17 protein-coding genes are annotated in these 20,543 nt (G+C 56.1%); 12 read left to right on the top strand and 5 right to left on the bottom strand.

Features of this window, described 5'->3' with window-relative positions; translation table 11 throughout:
* Nucleotides 1–23 precede the first annotated feature (23 nt).
* The 3 genes from H8S61_RS04655 to H8S61_RS04645 form a co-directional block, all read right to left on the bottom strand.
* Entirely contained in the window at nt 24–1,001 is a 978-nt protein-coding gene (locus H8S61_RS04655; protein ID WP_186938097.1) for an aminotransferase class V-fold PLP-dependent enzyme, read from the bottom strand.
* A 20-nt stretch (nt 1,002–1,021) separates the two neighbouring features.
* Nucleotides 1,022–2,314: an ATP-grasp domain-containing protein gene (locus H8S61_RS04650; RefSeq protein WP_186938096.1), complete on the bottom strand. Its 1,293-nt coding sequence runs from the start codon at nt 2,312–2,314 to the stop codon at nt 1,022–1,024.
* Between the two features lie 1,658 nt (nt 2,315–3,972).
* Nucleotides 3,973–5,073 carry a glycosyltransferase family 2 protein gene (locus H8S61_RS04645; RefSeq protein ID WP_186938095.1) on the bottom strand — a complete coding sequence of 367 codons (1,101 nt, stop codon included), beginning with the start codon at nt 5,071–5,073 and terminating at the stop codon, nt 3,973–3,975.
* Between the two features lie 118 nt (nt 5,074–5,191).
* Here H8S61_RS04645 and rfbA point away from each other — a divergent pair, with 118 nt between their 5' ends.
* The 5 genes from rfbA to H8S61_RS04620 all read left to right on the top strand — a co-directional run bounded on the left by rfbA (nt 5,192) and on the right by H8S61_RS04620 (nt 10,658).
* Nucleotides 5,192–6,085: a glucose-1-phosphate thymidylyltransferase RfbA gene (rfbA, locus tag H8S61_RS04640; protein ID WP_186938094.1), complete on the top strand. Its 894-nt coding sequence runs from the start codon at nt 5,192–5,194 to the stop codon at nt 6,083–6,085.
* A gap of 2 nt (nt 6,086–6,087) precedes the next feature.
* On the top strand, nt 6,088–7,161 hold the full coding sequence (gene rfbB, locus H8S61_RS04635; RefSeq protein WP_186938093.1) for a dTDP-glucose 4,6-dehydratase: 1,074 nt from the start codon (nt 6,088–6,090) through the stop codon (nt 7,159–7,161).
* A gap of 399 nt (nt 7,162–7,560) precedes the next feature.
* The gene (locus H8S61_RS04630) at nt 7,561–8,574 is read left to right on the top strand and encodes an LCP family protein (RefSeq protein WP_233789713.1); all 1,014 of its coding nucleotides are present in this window, start codon (nt 7,561–7,563) and stop codon (nt 8,572–8,574) included.
* Nucleotides 8,575–8,628: 54 nt separating this feature from the next.
* Nucleotides 8,629–9,651 (top strand): glycosyltransferase family 2 protein, encoded by a 1,023-nt coding sequence (locus tag H8S61_RS04625; protein WP_186938091.1) that lies wholly within the window; start codon nt 8,629–8,631, stop codon nt 9,649–9,651.
* A 20-nt stretch (nt 9,652–9,671) separates the two neighbouring features.
* On the top strand, nt 9,672–10,658 hold the full coding sequence (locus H8S61_RS04620) for an LCP family protein (protein ID WP_186938090.1): 987 nt from the start codon (nt 9,672–9,674) through the stop codon (nt 10,656–10,658).
* 56 nt (nt 10,659–10,714) lie between these two features.
* Here the strand turns inward: H8S61_RS04620 and H8S61_RS04615 are convergent, their stop codons facing one another.
* Nucleotides 10,715–11,824 (bottom strand): glycosyltransferase family 2 protein, encoded by a 1,110-nt coding sequence (locus H8S61_RS04615; protein ID WP_186938089.1) that lies wholly within the window; start codon nt 11,822–11,824, stop codon nt 10,715–10,717.
* 132 nt (nt 11,825–11,956) lie between these two features.
* Here H8S61_RS04615 and H8S61_RS04610 point away from each other — a divergent pair, with 132 nt between their 5' ends.
* Nucleotides 11,957–14,059, top strand: coding sequence for a DUF6541 family protein (locus H8S61_RS04610; protein ID WP_186938088.1), 2,103 nt, complete (start codon nt 11,957–11,959; stop codon nt 14,057–14,059).
* Here H8S61_RS04610 and H8S61_RS04605 read toward each other — a convergent pair.
* Nucleotides 14,056–15,159 carry a glycosyltransferase family 4 protein gene (locus H8S61_RS04605; protein ID WP_186938087.1) on the bottom strand — a complete coding sequence of 368 codons (1,104 nt, stop codon included), beginning with the start codon at nt 15,157–15,159 and terminating at the stop codon, nt 14,056–14,058. The genes H8S61_RS04610 and H8S61_RS04605 overlap by 4 nt on opposite strands.
* A 215-nt stretch (nt 15,160–15,374) precedes the next feature.
* On the opposite strand from H8S61_RS04605, the gene H8S61_RS04600 reads away from it, so the two are divergent.
* The 6 genes from H8S61_RS04600 (at nt 15,375) to H8S61_RS04575 (ending at nt 20,490) form a co-directional block, all read left to right on the top strand.
* The gene (locus tag H8S61_RS04600) at nt 15,375–16,076 is read left to right on the top strand and encodes a glycosyltransferase family 2 protein (protein WP_160943306.1); all 702 of its coding nucleotides are present in this window, start codon (nt 15,375–15,377) and stop codon (nt 16,074–16,076) included.
* Complete coding sequence (locus tag H8S61_RS04595) at nt 16,073–16,453, top strand: DUF2304 domain-containing protein (protein ID WP_160943307.1); 381 nt, start codon at nt 16,073–16,075, stop codon at nt 16,451–16,453. The genes H8S61_RS04600 and H8S61_RS04595 overlap by 4 nt, the downstream gene beginning before the upstream one ends.
* Nucleotides 16,431–17,222: a LicD family protein gene (locus H8S61_RS04590; RefSeq protein WP_160943308.1), complete on the top strand. Its 792-nt coding sequence runs from the start codon at nt 16,431–16,433 to the stop codon at nt 17,220–17,222. Before H8S61_RS04595 ends, H8S61_RS04590 begins: the two co-directional genes overlap by 23 nt.
* A 110-nt stretch (nt 17,223–17,332) precedes the next feature.
* Nucleotides 17,333–18,511: a lipopolysaccharide biosynthesis protein gene (locus H8S61_RS04585; RefSeq protein ID WP_366457822.1), complete on the top strand. Its 1,179-nt coding sequence runs from the start codon at nt 17,333–17,335 to the stop codon at nt 18,509–18,511.
* Nucleotides 18,508–19,638: a glycosyltransferase gene (locus tag H8S61_RS04580; RefSeq protein ID WP_186938085.1), complete on the top strand. Its 1,131-nt coding sequence runs from the start codon at nt 18,508–18,510 to the stop codon at nt 19,636–19,638. The genes H8S61_RS04585 and H8S61_RS04580 overlap by 4 nt, the downstream gene beginning before the upstream one ends.
* A 3-nt stretch (nt 19,639–19,641) precedes the next feature.
* Entirely contained in the window at nt 19,642–20,490 is an 849-nt protein-coding gene (locus tag H8S61_RS04575) for a LicD family protein (protein WP_160943311.1), read from the top strand.
* The last annotated feature ends 53 nt before the right edge of the window (nt 20,491–20,543 follow it).

Here is a 20,543-nt window from a genome sequence, read left to right as displayed (position 1 = left end):
TTGTCCTTTCGTGCGGCCTGCTTCTATGCGATTCCATTGGTTCGGCAGGAGCGTTTAAGGCTATCGATCAAATCCGGATACAAAGAAGCATCGACATCCTGGTGTACGGGAAGATTGAGAACGCATGCCGCGAGTCTCCTGCTCTCTTCGAACCGGGGATCGTCTCTGAGCGGTTCGATGAGGGTATGATACAAGCTTGTGGCGCCGAAACCAAGCTCGTTCATGTCCAGGTACACCTTGAAGCGGTCGCTGGATAGCAATGCTATCGGAAATGTTTGAGGAACGGTGTAATCGTAACTCGATAGGGTTCTGATAGGTGTCCAAAGGTCGAGATTCTTGTCCATGAGTTCTTGCACAGCAAGGAAGTTGTTCCTGCACGTTTGAGAGATGCTTCGGAAGTCGTATATCCAAGGGTCGGCTTCAGGCGACGGGTCTTTGCTTCCCGAATAGCTTAAATTAGTTAGGGCGTCATTCGTTATGCGAAGCATGCCCCCTTGCTCGAACGGGAATTGCTTGTGCAGTGAAAAGAAGCAAGCGTCGCAATAATGGTTTTGTCGATAGTGGTAGGTGAAAAAGGAATGAGCGTTGTCTTCGAGTACGATGCCACCGGCATTCTTGACGATTTTGTATACGATTCGCTCGCTCGGATCTACGAAACCAAAATAGTTCACCTGGAGAAATATGAACGTCCGCTCGCCGAGGTCTCGCACGATTCTCGCCACGTCGGTCACGTCGATGCGAAGATCGTTGGTCATTCGGTAAAATGAGAAATCAATCAAACCTTTGTCGCTGAGCTCGACGATGGGATCGAAGATTCCGCTCCCTTCTTTTGGCGATACTCCAATGTATGAAGGCAGGAGAACTGTTGTAGGGGAGAATGAACTCTTCTCGACGGCGACCCTGGCAATGAAGTCCTTCATTGCATTTCGAGCAGCACTGTAGTAGTAATCACGCTTGAGATGACTGTGACGCTGGTTCTGCGTTTTGCATATCATGGTCATTGCTTGTCCTATTCTATTGGCTAATCGAGATCGAAAAGACGTTCAGGATCGAGCTTCAATGCAAGGCTGCGCCCTTCAACATCGAAGACGTTGACGTGGTCGTTGATATATCGAACATCTTCTGCCATTTGCTCGCGATCATCGCATATCAAGAAAAAACGGATCATGAGTTGGTGAAGCGTGTTTCCGTCTGGCGTCGTGGAACCGACAGGGTAGCGTGACTCGAAGTCGATGACACGGGGGAGGTGCTCAACAGTTTCTTCTAAGCCTCGAATATCCCCAACGACTCCATGCTTGGCTATGAAGGAGACGACCCCGCACGACTTTCCTTTCATGTGCGGATCATCCGGCCACGTTCCCGTCAAATAGGAATCCGAGAGCAAAGAGTCGACGATCATGGTCGCATAGTTGACGCCGTTGATTCTCTCGATGTAGCGATAGGGGCATTCGCCCGCTCCTCTGAGCCCGCCCTCGAAAATGGCGAAATCCTTCGTTTCTGGATCGAACATGCCCTGGATAAAAAGCACACCGTACCGGACTCCCGTGCTTTCACAAAGACGTATCATGGATTCGTTGACGCTTTCAATATACTCATCGACGAAGAGAGATGGATAGATACGAGCAGCGGGTATGGTGGTGACTACGCCATCATGAACTGCCGTTGGGTATCGATTGTCGATGCAAGAAAGGGTTGCTTTGCCATCGAACAAGGTGTAATGGGCGGTGAATTCATGGCCCTTGACAAACTGTTCCAGAATGATTTTGCCGCTGGTCGATGCATTGAAAGCATCTGAAATGCTTGCCAGGAGCGTCTCTTTGTCGGGGCAGATGTGAACACCTGCGGACGATGAGGCGTCGACTGGTTTGATGACGGCGGGATAGGAAATTTCGTCAGGAAGGGATTCGGGCATGGACGTGCCTGAATAATATGTCTGGGGACACGGTACTCCGTGCTCTATGCATTTTTTCCGAAATAGCTCCTTGTCGGCAATGTCGTTCCACTGCTCTTCGGTGCAATAAAAGGGGAGTCCGCATCGCTTCGAAAGCCGCATCGATTGGATTAGGTTGAACTCGCTAATGCCCGAGTACACGCAGTCGACAGAGTGGTCGTTAACGATGCGCTCAAGCGCATCAAGGTCGGCGGTGCTGACGAGAAACGATTCGTCGGCGTAGCTCTTAGCGGGCGATTTATCCTGGTTGTAATAGTCGGCCACGAGTACGCGCGCGCCGTGGCTCCGAGCGTGGAGAATGAGGTCGATTGCTCCTGTACTGGTGCCGAGAATCAGCATCGTCTTGCCTGAGAACTTACCCATGTTGATGACCTCCCCGAAGCTAGTTTGTGTGCTCTATTAGTTTATCGTATTATGCCTGCTATTGCGCAGCGGTTCGTCGAGTAAGCGGCGTGAAGTTAATGGGTGCGACTCTGCCTTCCGATGGCGACAATTTCTTTATCTACGCCGGTTGCGAAACGGATCTTGGCGGAGAAGTTGGAGGCGTTAGCACGGGGCGGCTCCAGCCTCTTCCGACGAATCGTCTGAGAAGGCCATCGCGTCGGCTTTCGTGCAAGCTCGAACCTAAGCCTTCTGCGCCTTTCCTTATTACCGTCCCGCAGCGCGTTGTGTGTCTCCGAGAGCGGCTCGCAGAGAGCCTTGCCGGCGAGAGTTCGGTGGAGAATGCTGTACCGTGTTTTCTATAGGGATCTTTTTATCCTTCAATCTTGGTCGATAGAAGGATAAAAAGATCCCTATAGATCCTCAAAACCCTGATCTCTCGGGCGGGGCTTTCGTCACCTCTGGATCGGAGTCGATCGACTGCCCCTCCTCAACAATACTGTCACTTGGGTTTTCGGACCTGACCGCCATCCCAACCCAATTAACTCGGTGCTTGCTTTTGCACTGGTTTGCATGCTGAGCATCGTATTGACGTTTGCGCTTTTATGGAAGTCGCTCTCACTTCTATTCAACAAGATCATTAACGCAAGCTTTACACAGTCAGGATTGATGGCGAAACATCGAACGAGCGAGTACGTTCAAGACTCCTCCGAAGAAGAACTTGCGAAGAACGACCGAAGCGAGTCACGCGACGCGCCCTAAAGTATTGAGAATGGGCACATGCAAGAAGTGCGCAGCGAGAGTTCTGCCGCCGAGCTTGGTGATCGCCAACTTTTTACGAGGGGTAAGCAGCAAGAGAGCTGTTCCGCTGATCCATGTGATTCCGTAACAGACGACACGTCCGAAAACGGTACTTTGATTCGGAGTCCACACCTTGTCAAGCGAAGCATAGCTATTATAGCCAACTGCTAGTTTGAGGAAGGTATCCGGGGTGTCGCCTGCGAGGTAGCATGCGGCGAGCGCGATCGTCAACGCGCTGCGGCGATTGCTTTGGATTCGGGACGTGATTGAATGATGGCGATGGCGTTCAAGGGCTTTATGCAGTCTGCGCAGTATCCTAGGAGGAAGGACGGTGCAAATACCGCCGTGCGTGAAAGGGAGGGGATTCATTGAACATCTGGCTGAATCCGACGAGCATCCCCAGCACGAAGCAGTCCGCGCTCGCGGGAAAGGTTTGGTTTTCGCCATGAACGGGATGGTTATGGATCACCATGCTGTAGAAAGCATATGCCAGGCGATCGAATTGGTAGAGAAGGCGTTGTGGCAGCGATCTGGCCGATAAGCCAAAGAACGGTGTAGAGGAGTACGTGCAGTATAATAAATCCGATTATGCGATTGACGTCCAGACCCGTTTCCCGCCGGTATGCGCTTTGCGCGAAGAGACCCGATATGAATACGAATACGGGCATGGGGAACAATTAGATGAAGTTGAGGATCACGTTCGAGGCATGACTCCGAGCGTTTATGCGAGTCAGCATGTGTTGAGAGCGACGAGAAAGATTAGGACGAATTTTAATTATCGAAGTACGAGATTCGCTTGAGGGGAGGGAGTGGTGCTTTCGTGGTTTCCTTTCGCGGTGCTAATGGCGAATGGTTTGCAGCGCCGTCGCGATGATATCGATTACGCGACGAATTCTTGTCGAAAGCATCTTGTTGTACGGTGGGAGCGGCGCTGACTTCTCGAGCTTGTCAATCGTCGAACGATGCTCGCTTGGAGCATACGACGCACCAATCCGAACGCGGAAGAGCCGTTCGATTAGCTCCCGATGCTCGTTGAGAAGGTTCCAAGTATCCTGCTCGCTGTCGCATTCGATGGAGCCTTTGATCAGCTTTGCCAGATCGTCACGTTCGCGGTGCTCTAGGGTGCGGACGATACTCCGAGACGGCTTTTCGTGTGTGAAGAAATCGATCATGCCTTCATCGAGTTCAATCCATCCTTGTTTGCTTTTACGCCAGAATTCGTATCGGTTTTCAAAGCTAAACGATCCAGAATCGGTGCGCCTGTGAACGGACATGGTCTCATCGATGTACCCGAAGCGGCCAGTGTTCACTTGAAGCGCCCAGAGAGGGAAGTCGCCGAGTCCTTTTCCGAAGTACCAAGGTGGAAAACCTATGCCGTAATCCCATCGAATGAACATCGAAGACGTGTGCACGAAACCGAACGGAATGAAATTCTCGAGCCTGTATGACTTCTTCTTGAAAAAACGGACGTTTCCGCTTGGCCATCGCAATCGTCCATCTTTGGTGTGGGAGAAGTCCTTGCTTTGGAACCAGGTGCCATCGGAGGTTTCGATGCTGATCTCGACATCGTGAAAGCATGCGCGCATTTCGGGATGGGACTTCATATAGTCGTATTGCTTCTGCAGCTTGAGGGGGTCGGTCCAGTAATCGTCACCATCGCAGAATGCGATAAAGGGAGCACAGGTGTGGGAGATCATGTCCTCCCAGTTTCGGCCGGCGCCGATATTGGCTTCTCGGATGAAAGGGACCACAATATCGGGGTATCGCTCGGCGTAAGCCCGAACGATACCCGTTGTCCGGTCATGGCTCTTGTCGTCGCTCACGTAGATGCGAAATGGGAACGAAGTCTGCTGTGCGACGAAGCTGTCGAGTGCTGTCTCGATGTACTTCTCGTGGTTGTAGGCGGTGCATATGACCGTGACTTGAGGCTCGTTTCCCATGCGAATGCTCATTTCTTAGAGTGGCATCTCTTTTTGTTGGTATTATAGTAACGCAAAAGTAACAAGTTGGCGTGCATTCGCATGTCCATGACTCAGGCGCAGAGTTGAAAGGAAAACCATGAAGGGGATCATTCTGGCGGGTGGGTCAGGAACCCGTTTGTATCCGTTGACGACGGTGACGTCGAAGCAGTTGTTGCCGGTGTACGACAAGCCAATGATTTACTACCCGCTGTCAACGCTGATGCTGGCGGGCATTCGCGATATTCTTGTCATCTCGACGCCTCAAGATCTCCCCAATTTCAAGCGTTTGCTGCGGGATGGTTCCCATTTTGGCCTCAAGCTGTCGTACGCCGAGCAGCCTGAACCTAATGGCCTTGCTCAGGCCTTCGTAATTGGTGAGGAGTTCATCGACGGCGATCCCTGCGCGCTCATTCTCGGTGACAACATCTTCTACGGCAACGGTTTAGGGCGACATCTCATCAGGGCTCGCAAAATGGAGCACGGTGCCACAGTGTTCGGATACTATGTCGACGATCCCGAGCGCTTCGGTGTTGTGGAGTTCGATGCCGATGGCAAGGCCGTATCCATCGAGGAGAAACCGGAGCACCCTCGCTCGAACTTCGCGGTGACAGGTTTGTACTTCTACGACAGTCGGGTGTGTGGGTTCGCGAAAAAGGTAAAGCCCTCCGCGCGCGGCGAATACGAGATCACGAGTTTGAATCAGATGTATCTTGACGACGGATCTCTCAACGTGGTCACGCTTGGGCGTGGCTACTCGTGGCTGGACACCGGTACGATGGATTCGCTTTTCGAGGCAGCAGAGCTCGTGCGTGTAGTCGAGAACTCCCAGCATATGCAAATTGCGTCCATAGAGGAGATCGCATATCGTCAAGGTTGGATCGCGCTTGAGACTTTGAGGGAATCAGCCCAAAAATATGGCAAATCGCCTTACGGCGAGTATTTGCAGCGTGTTGCGAGCGGCGAGATATTCGTTCCAAGGAAAGATGACTAATTATGACTAAAACCTATCTTGTAACGGGCGGTGCTGGCTTCATCGGCAGCAATTTCGTTCTGTACATGCTGAAAGAGTATGACAACATTCGCATTGTCAACGTGGATAAGCTCACCTACGCGGGCAACCTTGAGAATCTGAAAGATATCGAGTGCGATGCTCGCCATGTGTTCAGCCAGGCTGATATTTGTGATAAACCTGCCATAGAGAAGCTCTTTGCCGATTACGACATCGATTACGTGGTGAACTTCGCCGCCGAGAGCCATGTCGATCGCTCCATCGAAACCCCTGAGGTGTTCGCCCAGACCAACGTCATGGGTACGGTGACGCTGCTCAATGCTGCAAAAACCGCGTGGGAGAGGCCGGACGGCACCTTCGGGGATCGTAAGTTCCTACAAGTTTCCACTGATGAGGTGTATGGAAGCCTTTCGATCGACGAGCCCGACACGTTCTTCCGGGAAGACACGCCGCTCAATCCGCACAGCCCGTACTCGTCCTCAAAAGCCGCCGCAGATTTTTTTGTGAAAGCGTATGGGGACACGTATGGGCTTCCCATCAACATCACGCGCTGTTCGAACAATTATGGGCCGTTTCAATTTCCTGAAAAGCTCATCCCTCTCATGATCAACAACGCTCTTATGCACGAGAGCCTGCCGGTGTACGGCGATGGACTGAACGTGCGCGATTGGCTTTACGTCGAAGATCACTGCAAAGCTATTGACATGGTCGTGAGCAATGGCGTGCTGGGCGAGGTGTATAACGTTGGCGGTCATAACGAGCGTCCAAATATCTTCATTGTGAAGAAGATCATCGAAGAAGCGTCGAAGGCTGTTTGCGACCCTGAGATCACTGAGGCTTTGATCGCTTACGTGCAGGATCGTAAGGGGCATGATAGGCGCTATGGCATAGCGCCCGATAAGATCAAAGCGGATCTCGGCTGGTATCCTGAAACCAAGTTCGAAGATGGCATCGTGCTCACAATCAAATGGTACCTGGCTCATAAAGATTGGATGGAGCATGTTACCAGCGGTGCGTATCGGGATTACTACGAGAGAATGTATGGTTTGAGGGATTAGCGCCTTCGCGCTCCCCCTGCTTTGGATGGTGTGTTCTGTTTTTAGGGAGAGTCGGGCTCTGTGCTATTATGATCTGCGTTCGTTTCCGATTGCTAGGGAGGTGCATCGTTGACAGGGTCTGACCGTTCTCGCAAGGGGATACCTAGGGGCAGGGCTCGGAGCGGAGCACCTGCGAACGGAGGCGCTCATCCGACTGGGCATCATGTGCAGAGACCCCCTCTTTCGCCGAGTGACTTCAACTCACATTCGAGCCGAGATGCCCCCCGTTCGCATATCCAGCAATCTCGCATGCAACGAGGCTATCGTCCCGGAGACGCTTCGTATGCGCCTCGAGCAGCTGGCCGCCCTACTGCTCAAGAGCTTTACCCTGATCACGTTAGAAAGCGCAATCGGTCGCGCTTGTCGAAGCGCATTGGTTTGTCTGCGCTCGCGGTTCTTCTTGTGATCTTGCTTGCGGGCGGCGGTTATGCGCTCTGGTATTCCAACGCACTCAATAACGCGCTTTTCATGGGCTCCGAGCAGGATGCTTCGGTCAACGCTGCTCTAACGGCGGGCGAGGCGGGCAAGCCTTTCTATATGCTCGTGTTGGGATCGGATTCACGCGAAGGTTCCGGTACTTCGGACAAGGAAGCCGAGTCTGGCGATAATCAGCGTTCGGATGTGATGATCCTGCTGCGCGTGGACCCTGCTAGCAGGCAGGTGACCATGGTGTCCATACCGCGCGATACTCCGCTTATGCTGGAAGATGGGCGGGTGGTAAAAATCAATGAGGCGTACAACCTCGGCGGAGCAGCTTACTCCATCCGCGCAGTGTCTGACCTGACAGGCGTTCCCATCTCTCACTACGCGGAAGTCCATTTTTCCGAGTTCCAGGAGCTTGTTGATAAGCTCGGTGGCATCACGGTGGACGTTCCCGTGGAGATATCGTATCAGGATGCGCTAACGGGCGAGACAGTGAAGCTGGAGCCGGGCGTGCAAACGCTCGACGGTCAGGAGGCTCAGATATTCGCGCGTGCCCGTCACGAGTACGGCGACAACCAAGAGGCTAAGCGGCAGAGCAATATTCGCCAGTTATTCCAAGCCATTGTCGACGAAGTGCTGCAAAAGTCGTTGACGGAGCTGCCGGGAACTGTGCTGGATCTCGCGTCATGCGTGGGAACTGATATGGATACGGCCGACATCGTGTCCTTGGCGCTGCAGTTCGCTGGCGCGTCGGGTAAAGTGACCATGTACAGCTGCACGGGTCCCAGCAACGGGGATTTCTTTGAAGAGCACGATGGCATGTGGTTGTGCTACGAGAATCCCGAAGGATGGGCCACGCTCATGGCAGACGTCGATGCCGGGGAGGATCCCAGTAGCTTGGACGTGGAGTCGATGGCTATCGTCCCGCAGGCGCTCGACGCGGCGGCGTAGTTGTTCGCGAGGCGCCTTGCATGGCGCCAGCATCGTTAGAAAGGTGAGCCTCGCATGCCCGCAATATCGGTCATCGTTCCCATGTACAACGTTCGCCCCTATATCGGGCAATGCATAGAGTCGCTTCAGCGACAGACGTTTCCGGACTTCGAAGCCATCTGCATCGACGATGGATCGACTGACGATACGCTTTCTTTTGCACGGGGCGCTGTGAAAGGGGACGAGAGGTTTTCTTTCATCTCGCAGGCGAATGCGGGTCAGTCGGCTGCGAGAAACGTCGGCATCGACAGAGCGGTGGGAACGTACCTTCTGTTCTTGGATTCAGATGATTATTACGAAGAGCATGCGTTGCAAGCGTTGTATGATCGGGCAGAGCGCGACGGGCTGGATGATTTGTTTTTTTCAGCCCGCTCTGAATACGAGAACGCTCGTATGCGGGGGCGATACCGTGATGACTACGATAACCGCGAGGATATACGCGGCAACATGACGGGTCGCGAGCTTCTGGTGCGGTTCGTCGAGGGGGGCTCGTTTTGCGTGTCTCCGGCGATGCAATTCATACGGCGCGACTTTCTTGAAGCCTCGGGCATTCGTTTTCCCGAGGGTATCGTCCATGAGGATAATCTATTTACCTGTATGGTGCTTGCCTATGCGCAACGTGCGGGATTCCTGAATGAGCCATTGTACGTAAGAAGGGTACGTCCAGGTTCGACTATGACTGAAAAGCGCGGAGTCAAGCACGTGTACGGTCATTTTAAGAGCGCGTACGAGCTTGAGAAATGGTTGCATTTGAATGGGAAAGATGGTTGGCGCACATTTCACAAGTCGCTGCTGCACCATATTGCTTTCTGCTATGATTTGGCGGCTTTCGATGCCCTGTCGATCGAAGAATCCGTTCTGGACGCATGGGCTTGCGAACTTCCTTACGATGAGGAACTATCTTTTCGCCTTCATGTCATTGAGCATGCTCGGGAAATGGGCGGAGTTCGTAAAGAGTACACTGAGTCAACGACGTATCGGGCGGGCCGTGCTATTATGGCCCTGCCTTGTTGGCTGAAGGATCGCGTTGGCTGTTAGTTTGCTGGCGCTCGAAAGGGATGGTTTTCGTGAAGCTCAAACAAATCGTATGCGCCGCCGCAATTGCGTGCAGCGTGTTTTCGGTATTGTTGCTTGCGGGTTGCCAGCAGCAACCTACCGATGAGGGCGTTTCTGACACGCAGCTCATGAAGGAAGCGAGCGACGGGGAGGGGAAGGCTCAAGAAGCTCCCTTTTATGTGCTGGTTGTCGGTAACGATTCGCGCACCGGCACGACGGAAATCACGAAAGAGGAGTACGCTGACGGTACGGGGCGTTCCGATACCATGATGCTTGCGCGGATCGATCCGAAATCGTTTCAGGTGACGTTGGTGTCCGTGCCTCGTGATACCGAGACGACGCTCGATGGTTCCGTGACGAAAATCAACGAGGCATATCGACAGGGGGGTATCGAGGGTGCGATCGAGCAGGTTGAGTTGCTGACGGGTGTGAAAATCACCTACTATCTCGATATGGGCTTCGTTGAGTTCGAAAACTTCGTAAACGAGCTTGGCGGCATAACGGCAAATGTGCCTATCGATATGCATCTTGCAGATATCGTTTCCGGTCCCAATATTGAACTGAGCGCCGGTACGCAGCAACTTGACGGTCCTCAATCGCTTGTATTGGCTCGTATGCGCAAAATGTACGCTGGCGACATTGAAGCATGCCGGCAAATTCAGGATCGCCAGATTGTAGAGGTGGCCATAGATAAGGTTGCTTCAGACCCCGCAGGCGCTGCTGCTCACATTGACGCATTGGTTGACAACGTCGATACGAATTGGCCTATCGATGAATTGACGACCGTGGTTTCGAGCTTCACATCGAACGCCGACAAGATCAAGGTTCTCTCCGGAACCGGTCCGTATGTCGGCGATTTCATGGAGGAGCACGATGGCATGTGGCTGGTTCCTCGGGACGAGGCGACGTGGAAGAAGGTTATGGAAGTGGTTGATGCTGGAGGCGACCCGACGACGGTTGTTCCGTTGCCGGAAGTTCAAGCGGCGTAAAACGCGGTTTTGCTAAAGAGGAGGGGGCGTCGTGTTTGGACGCCCCCTCCTCTCTTCTAGTTGCCGCCGGCTCGCTTGTCTTTCTTTGCGAAGTAGCTGGTCAAGGTATACCACGTGAACGAGGGGCCCACGTTCTTAAGGTTGTACAGCCCCTGCTTGACGAGCCCCCATGCATAGGGGAGGTTGCTCGCTTGCGGTTCGGGCATGTCGCGCAGGTCGGCAAACATCCGCTTGCAGCCGGGCGGGATCTCGGCATCCGACAACACGAGATCGGCATCCATGCGCTCGAACATGCGGGTTGCCGCCGTGCGCACCTCTTCGTGCGACAGGTCGACTTCTTCGAGCACGCCGCTCAAATAGGTGAACCCGCGGCTGTTGTGGGCACGCAACACGGTTTCGTCGTCCATCCCAATGCGTTCGAGCACGTCCATCATGTCGTTCCAGCGCTCGAAGGGCAACAACGTGTTGTTGAGCGCGAACGACTTCGACTTCTCGGGCGTTTCTTCCCGGTAGCAGTAATACGGTTTGTCGAGGTAGGCGATGCGCTCGGCTTGGCAGAGCGTTTCAATCAGGAACGGATTGTCAGCCCATCCAGCGCCGGGATATTCGCGAAACCGAATGCCGTGTACGTCGAGGAACGACTTCCGGTAGACGGCCGACCAGATTGACGGATGGTGGGTCAGCAGATGCGCCGCGTCGCGGATGACGAACGGCTGGCGGGGCGGCTTGATGCGGTTGCGATAGCTGCAGTTCAGCTTGCGCTGCTCGGGCGTGTCGGGCATCCAGATGCGCCAGTACGGGGTCTTCACGATGTCGACTGGGCCGTCAAGCGTTGCTGCGAAGGCGAGCATGTCGGCGTACATGCCGGGCTCGATCCAGTCGTCGGGCTCGACGATGGATATCCAGCTGCCGTGCGCCTCCTCAAGACCGCGGTTGCAGGTTGCGCCGTAGCCCTGGTTCTGCTTGTCGATGACGCGGATGCGCTCATCGCGATCGGCGTATGCCTGCATGATGGCAAGCGAACCGTCGGTGCTGCCGTCGTTGAGGCAGATGATGTCGAGCTCGCGGTGCGTTTGCGCCAAAACGCTGTCGAGGCATTGTTCGAGATACGGCTCGGCGTTGAATATGGGAACGATGATGCTGATCAGGGACTGCGATGCGCTCATGGGGTCCGTTCCTTCGATACAGCCGTCCTTCCGCGCGATTGCGAAGGGCGGATCTGAGTAAGTTTCCTACTTTCGTTCATGATAGCGTAAAATACCGAGAATACTGGTAAAAGGCGAGGGGAGACCGCTTTTATGTGGAACATGTTTGTCGTGTCGGTTCTTGCGGGGATCGTCTTTTTGTACGTCCCGGGGTTCTTGTTGCTTCGGGCATGCCGACTGCCTCGCCTGACCGCGCTCGTTTCCGCCCCTTTGCTTTCCATCGTGGGGTACCTGCTGCTTTGCTTGCTGTATGCGAAGCTCGGGGTCTTCAGCTCTTGGATGACCCTTGTCATCCCGCTGTTTCTCGTGGGGACGGTTGCGCTCGTCGCAGGTTCCATCTTGGGGCGGGGGATTGAGGTGGCGTGCGGTGCTCGCTTCTCGCCAGATGGCGATCCTCGCGTCGCTGGGGGGCGCGAAGGGGGATGGACGTCCGACTGGGTGCTGCTCGGATTGTACGTGCTGGTGGGGCTCGTCGTCTCCGCTGCCTGCTTCGCGCTGTTCCTGGACGGCCCCGATTCCTTCCCTCAAGAGTACGATAACGTGCACCATCTGGGCGTAACGCTCGGTTTCGTCCAGTCGGGCAACTGGTCGCCCTTTGCCGCCACCCTGTATGCGTCCGCAGCTGATTCCGCCATCAATCCTCTACCCGGCGTCGGGTACTATCCAACCGCCTGGAACTGCTTGTGCGCGCTTGTGGTGAGCGTGCTGGGGGTTTCCACCGCGCTTGCGGCGAACGCGGTGAATTTTGCATTCATCGCCGTGGTGTTTCCGTCGGGCATGTTCTTGCTCATGCGAATCATGTTTCCGAAGAAGCCCGGCATTGTTGCATGGGGCTCTCTCTGCGCGCTGGCGTTCTCCGCTTTTCCCTGGATGTTGCTGTTGTTCGGGCCCTTGTACCCGAACATGATCGCGTTCTGCCTGCTACCGCTCGTCCTGTTTTCCTTCATGAGCTTGTTCTCGAAGGGGGTGGGCATTGCAGGTCGCGCGGCTGCGGCGCTGCTGTTTCTCTTGGGGATGCTGTGCTGCGCGTTCGCTCAGCCGAACGCGGCTTTCACGGCGGCGGTGTTCCTGGCACCGTTTTGCGCTCGGCAGGCGTACCGGGCGGCGAGTCGTATCCCGGTACCGGCTGGGCGCCAGCGGCTCGTGCAGGTTGCATGTTGCGCTGGGGCGTGCGCGGCAATGGCTGTTGTGTGGTACGTTTTGTACAAAGCGCCTTTTCTCCAGAGCGTCGTGTCTCATTCGTGGCCGGCGATTTCTTCGAAGCCCGAAGCGTTTGTCGATACCCTTTTGCTGGGTTTTCGTGCGGGCGGCGTCCAGGTTGTTCTCGCCGCACTCGTGATCGTAGGCGCACTTTACACGCTGCGTAGGAGAGAATATCTCTGGCTCTCGGTTTCGTATGCGATCATGGCGCTGTTCTATATTGTCGATGCATCGTCCGACGGTCCCCTGCAGCATTTACTCACGGGTTTTTGGTATACCGATTCGTGCCGCGTCGCGGCATCGGCAGCCTTGTTCGCCATCCCTTTGGCGAGTATGGGCTTATGGGCGGCGGCACAGGGTCTCCGCCGGTTGGCGGAGCGGATGTTTCCGAAGGCTTCTCCTCGAAAGATCGGAATCGGTGGAACCTGCGTTGTGGCGGTCGCTTTCGTCCTTGCGAATTACTATCCTGGCATCGCTCTGCCCGTCGACGGTGTCAAGGTGACGGCTCTCGAATGGACGATGTCGTACATGCATCGGCAAAACGACGCAGACGAGTTGCGCGTGTACGGTGCGGACGAGCGTGCGTTCGTTCAAGAGGCGCTGTCCGTCCTTCCCGAGGATGCATTGTTGATCAACGTACCCGACGACGGGTCTGCATTCGCTTATGCGGTCGATGGGGCGCGGGTGTATTATCGCTACCTGAGAACGTATGGCGAAGACGACGAAACAGAGGAAAGCGAACTCATCAGGAGCAAATTGTCTGAGATTTCCGCCAACCAAGACGTCCGCGATGCGGTCGATAAGATCGGGGCCGAGTACCTCATCGTGCTCGATCAGGGAAAGTCCGAACAGGAAAGTCCTCGCTTGTTCACGTATGAGAACGGGAAAAACTGGAAAGGCATCGATTCCGTCGATGACGATACTCCCGGATTCGAAATCGTGCTGAGCAGGGACGATATGCGCTTGTACCGAATTACTGCAGCGCACCTTGGCTAAAGGCCTCGGCGCTCCTGGGCGCGTCGGCATGCTTCAACAGCGTGCTCGGCAGTTTTCTCCCAGGAGCATTCGGAACGAACGCGCCGCCCAACGCTCTGCCCCTGTGATCGCAGTTGTTGACGGTTTTCGACGGCTCGCTCAAGCACTCGACGTATGGTTTCGGGCGTCTTGTCGGGAATGACGGTCCCAAAATTCTCATCGGGGATGAGCTCGTCCACGCCGCCGACGTCGGTGACGATGATCGGAGTGCTGCAGGCAGCTGCTTCAAGTAGCGTCGTGGCGAACCCTTCGGACCGCGAGGGGAGACACAAGGCATCGACCTGCATAAGCAGTGCGGCGATGTCTTCGCTGGAAAGCTTGCCAAGGAGGTGCAACCGGCTGCTTGCTTGCGTCCGCAGCGTTTCGAGGAGCGGTCCGTCACCAGCCACGAACAGGGCAATGCTTTGCGCGGACGACCACTCTGCAACGGCTTGTGCGAGCTCGAGAACCCCCTTTTCTCCAACGAGTCGACCAACGAAAGCCACAGCGAAGGTATCGTTCGGCAAACCGAACTCGCTTCGGAAATCGCGTTTGCTCGCATTGGATACGTAGCCATCGGCCGAGATGGCGTTGGGGAGCTCGCCTTGCGAGGCGATGCCGAAGTGGGAGAGCCATGCGCTCGACTTACGGGATACGGCGTAGTACGAGGCGGCGTATCGTCGCCCGGCACGCGTCACGGCGTGCTCGACCAGCTTGACGCCCGCATCGACGAGGGGACTACCCGTCGTCAAATGTGCGGATCCGTGCTCGATGAGTATCGGTGCGATGCCTTTTGCCCGAGCGAACGCAAGACCTTCGAGGGAATGCAGATAGAACCTTGTGTTGACGATAACGTAATCGATGCGCTCGTTTTGCAGATGAGACCAAAGCGCTCGGTATCGGCTGTTTTTCTGGGCGACGGGATACCGGTTGTTCAGGCATCCTCTGCAAGGGAGCCTCACTACTTCAATGCCGTTTTCGACGGCGGTTTCTCTCGAGCCGTGGGTTGCCAGCGTCGCCACGATGATCCGATAGCCTGCTTCAGCCAATGTCTGCGCGAGGTTCTCGGTGTACGCTTCCACGCCGCCCATGCTGGGAGGATAGAGCGCGGAGAATATGCAAATGCACGGTGATGACATGAGTATCTTCCATGCTTCCTTGAATTGAACTGGTCGAATCCATCCATTATACGATTTGATTCGCTTTTATGTCACTCCAACGTTAGAATGGAACATCGACGTTTTCGGTGGTGCTCTGCGCCTATCGGAAAACCTGCTTGGGCGGAAAACGAAGGGCTATGGACAGCAAAACGAGGGTAATCGCCGTTATTCCGGCATACAATGAAGAAGCGAATATCGTCTCGACGATCGAGGATTTGAAGCGGCATGCTCCCGAAGTCGATTACGTGGTCATCAACGACGGGTCAAAGGACGCGACGGCCTCCATTTGCGAAGAGCGTGGCTATCATTTCATTTCTCTTCCCGTCAACCTTGGTCTTGCCGGCGCATTTCAAACAGGGATGAAGTATGCGTGCGCGCACGCATACGACTACGCGATACAGTTCGACGCCGACGGGCAGCATTCCGCGGCCTATATAGCGGAAATGGTGGCCACTGCCGATCGCACCGGCGCCAACATCGTCGTGGGCTCGCGCTTCTCCGCGAGAAAGAAACCGCTTTCCGCTCGCATGGCGGGGTCTGCCCTCATCACGGCGATGATCTTCCTGACGACCGGCAAGCGCATTCAGGATCCGACGTCGGGTATGCGGCTGTTCGACGCTTCGATGATCCCCCTGTTCGCCCATGAGCTCGATTTCGGGCCCGAGCCCGACACGCTCTCTTTCTTGATGCGGCGAGGTTGCACGGTTGAAGAGGTCCAGGTGGAGATGCGCGAGCGTACGGCTGGCGAGAGCTACCTGAGCTTCACGAAGTCGGTTTCGTACATGCTGCGCATCAGCATCTCCATCCTGCTTGTGCAGTGGTTCAGGAGGAAGCGATGACCATCCTGTTCAAAGTTGCCCTCATCGGCGGCGCGATATGCGCGCTCGCTTTCGTCTTGCGCAGGATTCGCAAGTCCGAGGTCAAGATAGCCGATTCGACCTTCTGGTTCCTCTTTGCCGTCAGCCTGGTGCTTCTGGCCCTGTTTCCCCAGATCGCATTTTTCTTTTCCGATCTGCTCGCCATCGAGTCGCCCGCCAATTTCGTCTTCTTGTACGTGATAGCGGCCTTGGTCATCCGAGAGTTCAACTCTACGGTGGAGCTGTCGCAACTGCGCAGCAAGCTTGCTGCGCTTGCGCAGGAGCAAGCGTTGCGCGAGGCGCGAGCGAGGGAGTGCGAAGGCGGTGAGCTTCGCTATGGAGCGTCTGACGATCGATGACATGAAAGCCATCCAGCTCGAATTGATGGACGAGCTGGATAGGGTATGTCGCGAGCAGGATATTCGCTACTTCCTCGGGTACGGGAGCCTGCTCGGGGCCGTGCGGCACGGTGGGTTCATTCCTTGGGATGACGATATGGACGTCGTCATGCTGCGTTCGGAGTACGAACGTCTGCTCTCGGGATTCGACGGGTGGAAATCGAGCGATCGGTTCGCGCTTGCTTCGTACCGCGATGGCGAATCGATATACCCGTTCGTGAAGCTGGTCGACACGACGACGCGCGTTCTGGAGAACTTCGTCGACAAGGGCACGGCTACGGGCGTGTGGGTGGATTTGTTCCCGCTCGACGACGTGGATCCCGAGAACCGAGCGCCGTTCAGGAGGAACGCTCGGCTGTCCCTGACGCGCAGTTTCATCGTGACCGATCCGTCGGTGGGAACGAACGGCTTCGTGAAGCTCGTGAAACGGGTGGTGTGTCCGTTCGCCCATCGGCTCGATGCGTTGAAGTACGCGTGCGCCATCGACGAGAACGCTCGCGGCGCCTGCCCCGAAGGGTCCGACACCGTTGCCGACGTCGTCGGCGAGGGGAAGACGAGCTTGCTGTTCCCGAAGAGCCTCTTCGAGCCGATCGAGATGCAGTTCGAGGATAGGACGTATTCCGCACCGGCGGGTTACGAGCGGTTCCTGGAGATCCAGTACGGGGACTGGCGCACGCCGCCGTCCGAGGGCGACCGTGCAATCCACACCTTCGAGGCATACCGCCTATGAGGCCGTCGTCTCGTTCGGGCCATGACGTGCAGCCCCTGTCCACGAAACAGAACATGCTGTGGAACTCTGCGGGCTCTATGACGTATTTGGCGTGCCAATGGCTGACGACGGTGTTCGTCGTGCGTTTGTCTGCAGGCTACGACGATGCGGGCCTGCTCTCGCTGGCGATGTCGGTCGTGGGGATCTTCGGCACGTTCGCGAACTACAAGATGGGGACCTATCAGATTTCCGATATCAAGCACGAGAACGAGCTGAGCGAATACCTGGGCTTCCGCTGCTTGACGTTGGGGCTGGCGTTCGTGGCATGCATGGTGTACGCGTATCTGACGTGCGCGCCGTATACGTTGCTTACCATCGCGCTGTTCTTCTTGTTCAAAGCCGTGGGCTTGCTCATCGATATCCTGCATGGCGCAGATCAGCAGCATCGTCGTATGGACTATATCGGAAAATCCTTCATTGCCCAGGGCGTCAGCACGCTCGTTGCCTTCGTGGCGGCGTTCTGGGCGACTCAGAATCTGAACGTCGCCATCGTGTCCATGACCCTTGCCGCGCTTCTCGTGCTCGCTTTGTTCGACATTCCGAGGACGCGGCGGTTCGAGCGCATCTCCGTTCGCCTGTCGCGCAGCAAGGCGTGGTACTTCTTGAAGGTCTCGCTGCCGGCGGTTCTCGCTTCTTTGGCTGCGAGCGCGATCTTCACCATCCCTAAGCAGTATTTGGCGGCGGTTTCGGGAGATGCGGCTCTCGGCATCTACGCTTCGGTAGCCGCTCCGGCGCTGATCATCCAAATGGGCGCGACGTATCTGTACGGTCCGCTCCTCGATGTGTTTCCCCGCTACTTCTTCAACGGCGATCGAGCCGGGTTCCTCAAGCTGCTTGGAAAAACGGTCGGCGGCATCGTGCTGGTGAGCGTCGCATGCTCCATCGTCTTGGAATTCATCGGGTCGTGGGCGCTGCAGCTGCTGTTCGGCGCGAGCATCGAGCCGTACGTGTACCTACTGCAGCCGATCATCTTGTCTACGGTCGCGACGGCGTTCCTGTGGTTCTTCGGCGACCTGCTGATCACGCTGAGGAATTTCAAGGCGAATTTTATCGGGAACGCCGTCGCGTTCGTCGCGGTGGTGCCTTTGACGTTTCCTTTCGTCACCATGTGGGATATGAATGGGGTGAGCTTCGCCGGAACGGCCGCGTGCCTGGCGGGCGTGCTCACGTTGTTGGCTTTCCTCGTGTCGACGATTCGCCGAGGTCCCGATCGCGCGCGTCCTGAGGTCGAGAAGGGGGAGGCGGCATGATGCGCATCCTGCACGTGATCGGAGCTATGGACCGAGGCGGTGCCGAGACCATGATCATGAACCTGTACCGGGCGATCGATCGATCGCGCGTGCAGTTCGATTTTCTCGTCCACGAGCAGAGGGTATGCGATTACGATGAGGAGATCCAGGACCTCGGCGGCAAGGTGTACCGGGCCCTCCCTCGTTTCACGCTGTTGAACTATCCGGTCTATCGCAAACGCTGCCGGGAATTCTTCTCCGGTCATCCTGAACATCCTATCGTGCACGGTCATATCGCGAGCAGCGCTGCGGTGTATCTTCGCGAGGCGAAACGGCAGGGCCGCGTGACGATTGCGCACAGCCACGCCCAAAACTACCCGTTATCCGTTCCCGAGCTGGGATTCAGGGCGCTCGCGTACCCCATCCGATTCGTCGCGGACGAGTTCCTCGCCTGCTCGATCGAGGCCGGTCGCGATCGGTTCGGCAAGGCGATCGTCGAGGGCGATCGGTTTCAGGTGGTGAAGAACGCGATCGACGTCGATCGGTACGCCAACGATCCGATCGCGCATGAGCAGGCTAAGCGGTTGCTCGGGTACGAAGGCGTGCCTCTGATCGGCCACGTGGGAAGATTCGACCCGATCAAAAACCATACGTATCTTATCGAGGTGTTCTCCGAGGCGAGGCGCCGCATTCCGGGCGCCAAGCTTCTGCTGGTGGGCAGGGGGCCGTCCGAGGAGGAAGTCCGACGAGCTGTGCGCGAAGCTCATCTTGAGGACGACGTCGTGTTCTGCGGAGTAACCGATCGCGTAGCCGACGTGCTGAAAGCCCTCGATGCGTTCGTGTTCCCCTCGTTTTCGGAAGGTCTGTCGATGGCCGCGGTGGAGGCTCAAGCTGCCGGCGTGCCGTGCGTGCTGTCGACGGGGGTTCCCGAGTTGGCGGTGATCGCGCCGCAATTCACCGTCCGCTTGCCGCTCGACGCGGGAAGCGGCGTCTGGGCCGACGCGGTGGAGCGGGCTGTTCGCGCCGGTGCCGGCCGATCCGAAGGCGCGGACGCCGCGCGACGCAGCGGATACGATATCTCCGATACGTCGCGATGGCTCGACGCGTACTATGCGGAGGTGCTGGAGAAGACGGCGGGGGGAGTGTAGGGCGTGCAATACGAACAGGATGAATTGCGCAGACTGCAGTTGGTCGAGCTCGATATCCTGCGCGATATCGACAAGGTGTGCCGCGAGCACGGGATCCGGTACTTCCTGGATTCGGGCACGCTTCTGGGAGCGGTGCGTCACGGCGGCTTCATACCCTGGGACGACGACGTCGATCTGGGCATGCCGCGACACGATTACGAGCGTTTCCTGGAAATCGCCCCGCGGGCGCTTGGCGATGCTTACGTTGTCGCCGATCCTCATAGATGCAATGAGCAGGCTGGCATGTTCGCAAAAGTGTGGAAGCGCGGTACAAAATTCTTTACTGAGGAGACGGTCGAAGCGGGGATTCCGCAAGGTATTTTCGTAGATGTTTTTCCTTACGATCGGTTGCACGCCGACGAGAAGATCGCTTGGAGGCAGCGGTTTATGTGCCGGGTTTGGCAGAGCGCGTTGTACCTCTACCATTCGAAATGCATCACCGTGCCTCATGCGGGATTGCTTGGCGCGCTGGAGAGGGGCGCGTGTCGAGTGGCTCATATGATTGTCAAGAGGTGTTTCAGCCGAGAACGTATCGTCGAGGGATTCGAAACGTGGGCATCGCAAGGTGGTAGCGATCCGGGTTCGGCTTACGCTGCTCTGTCGTGCGCTACGGCGCACTTTCCCGAAAGCGTTCTCTTCCCGGTTGAGCGTATAACGTTCGAAGGGGCTGCGTTTTCAGCTCCTGCGTGCGTTGAGGCGTATCTTGACGACATGTATGGCATCGATTGGCGCGAGCTTCCATCGCCGAAGCATCGTCGCAACCACGCTCCGGTTGAACTTGATTTTGGGGATGCTGAGTACGCGGTGGTTTAATCTATGCGCGGTGTTCATTTTTTATACAACCTTTACAAATATGAACAACATAG

Origin of the sequence: Eggerthella hominis, assembly GCF_014287365.1 — a bacterium.
GTDB classification, from domain to species: domain Bacteria; phylum Actinomycetota; class Coriobacteriia; order Coriobacteriales; family Eggerthellaceae; genus Eggerthella; species Eggerthella guodeyinii.
Note: the sequence above shows the minus strand (reverse complement) of the source record. Positions and strands in the feature narration are given on the sequence as shown.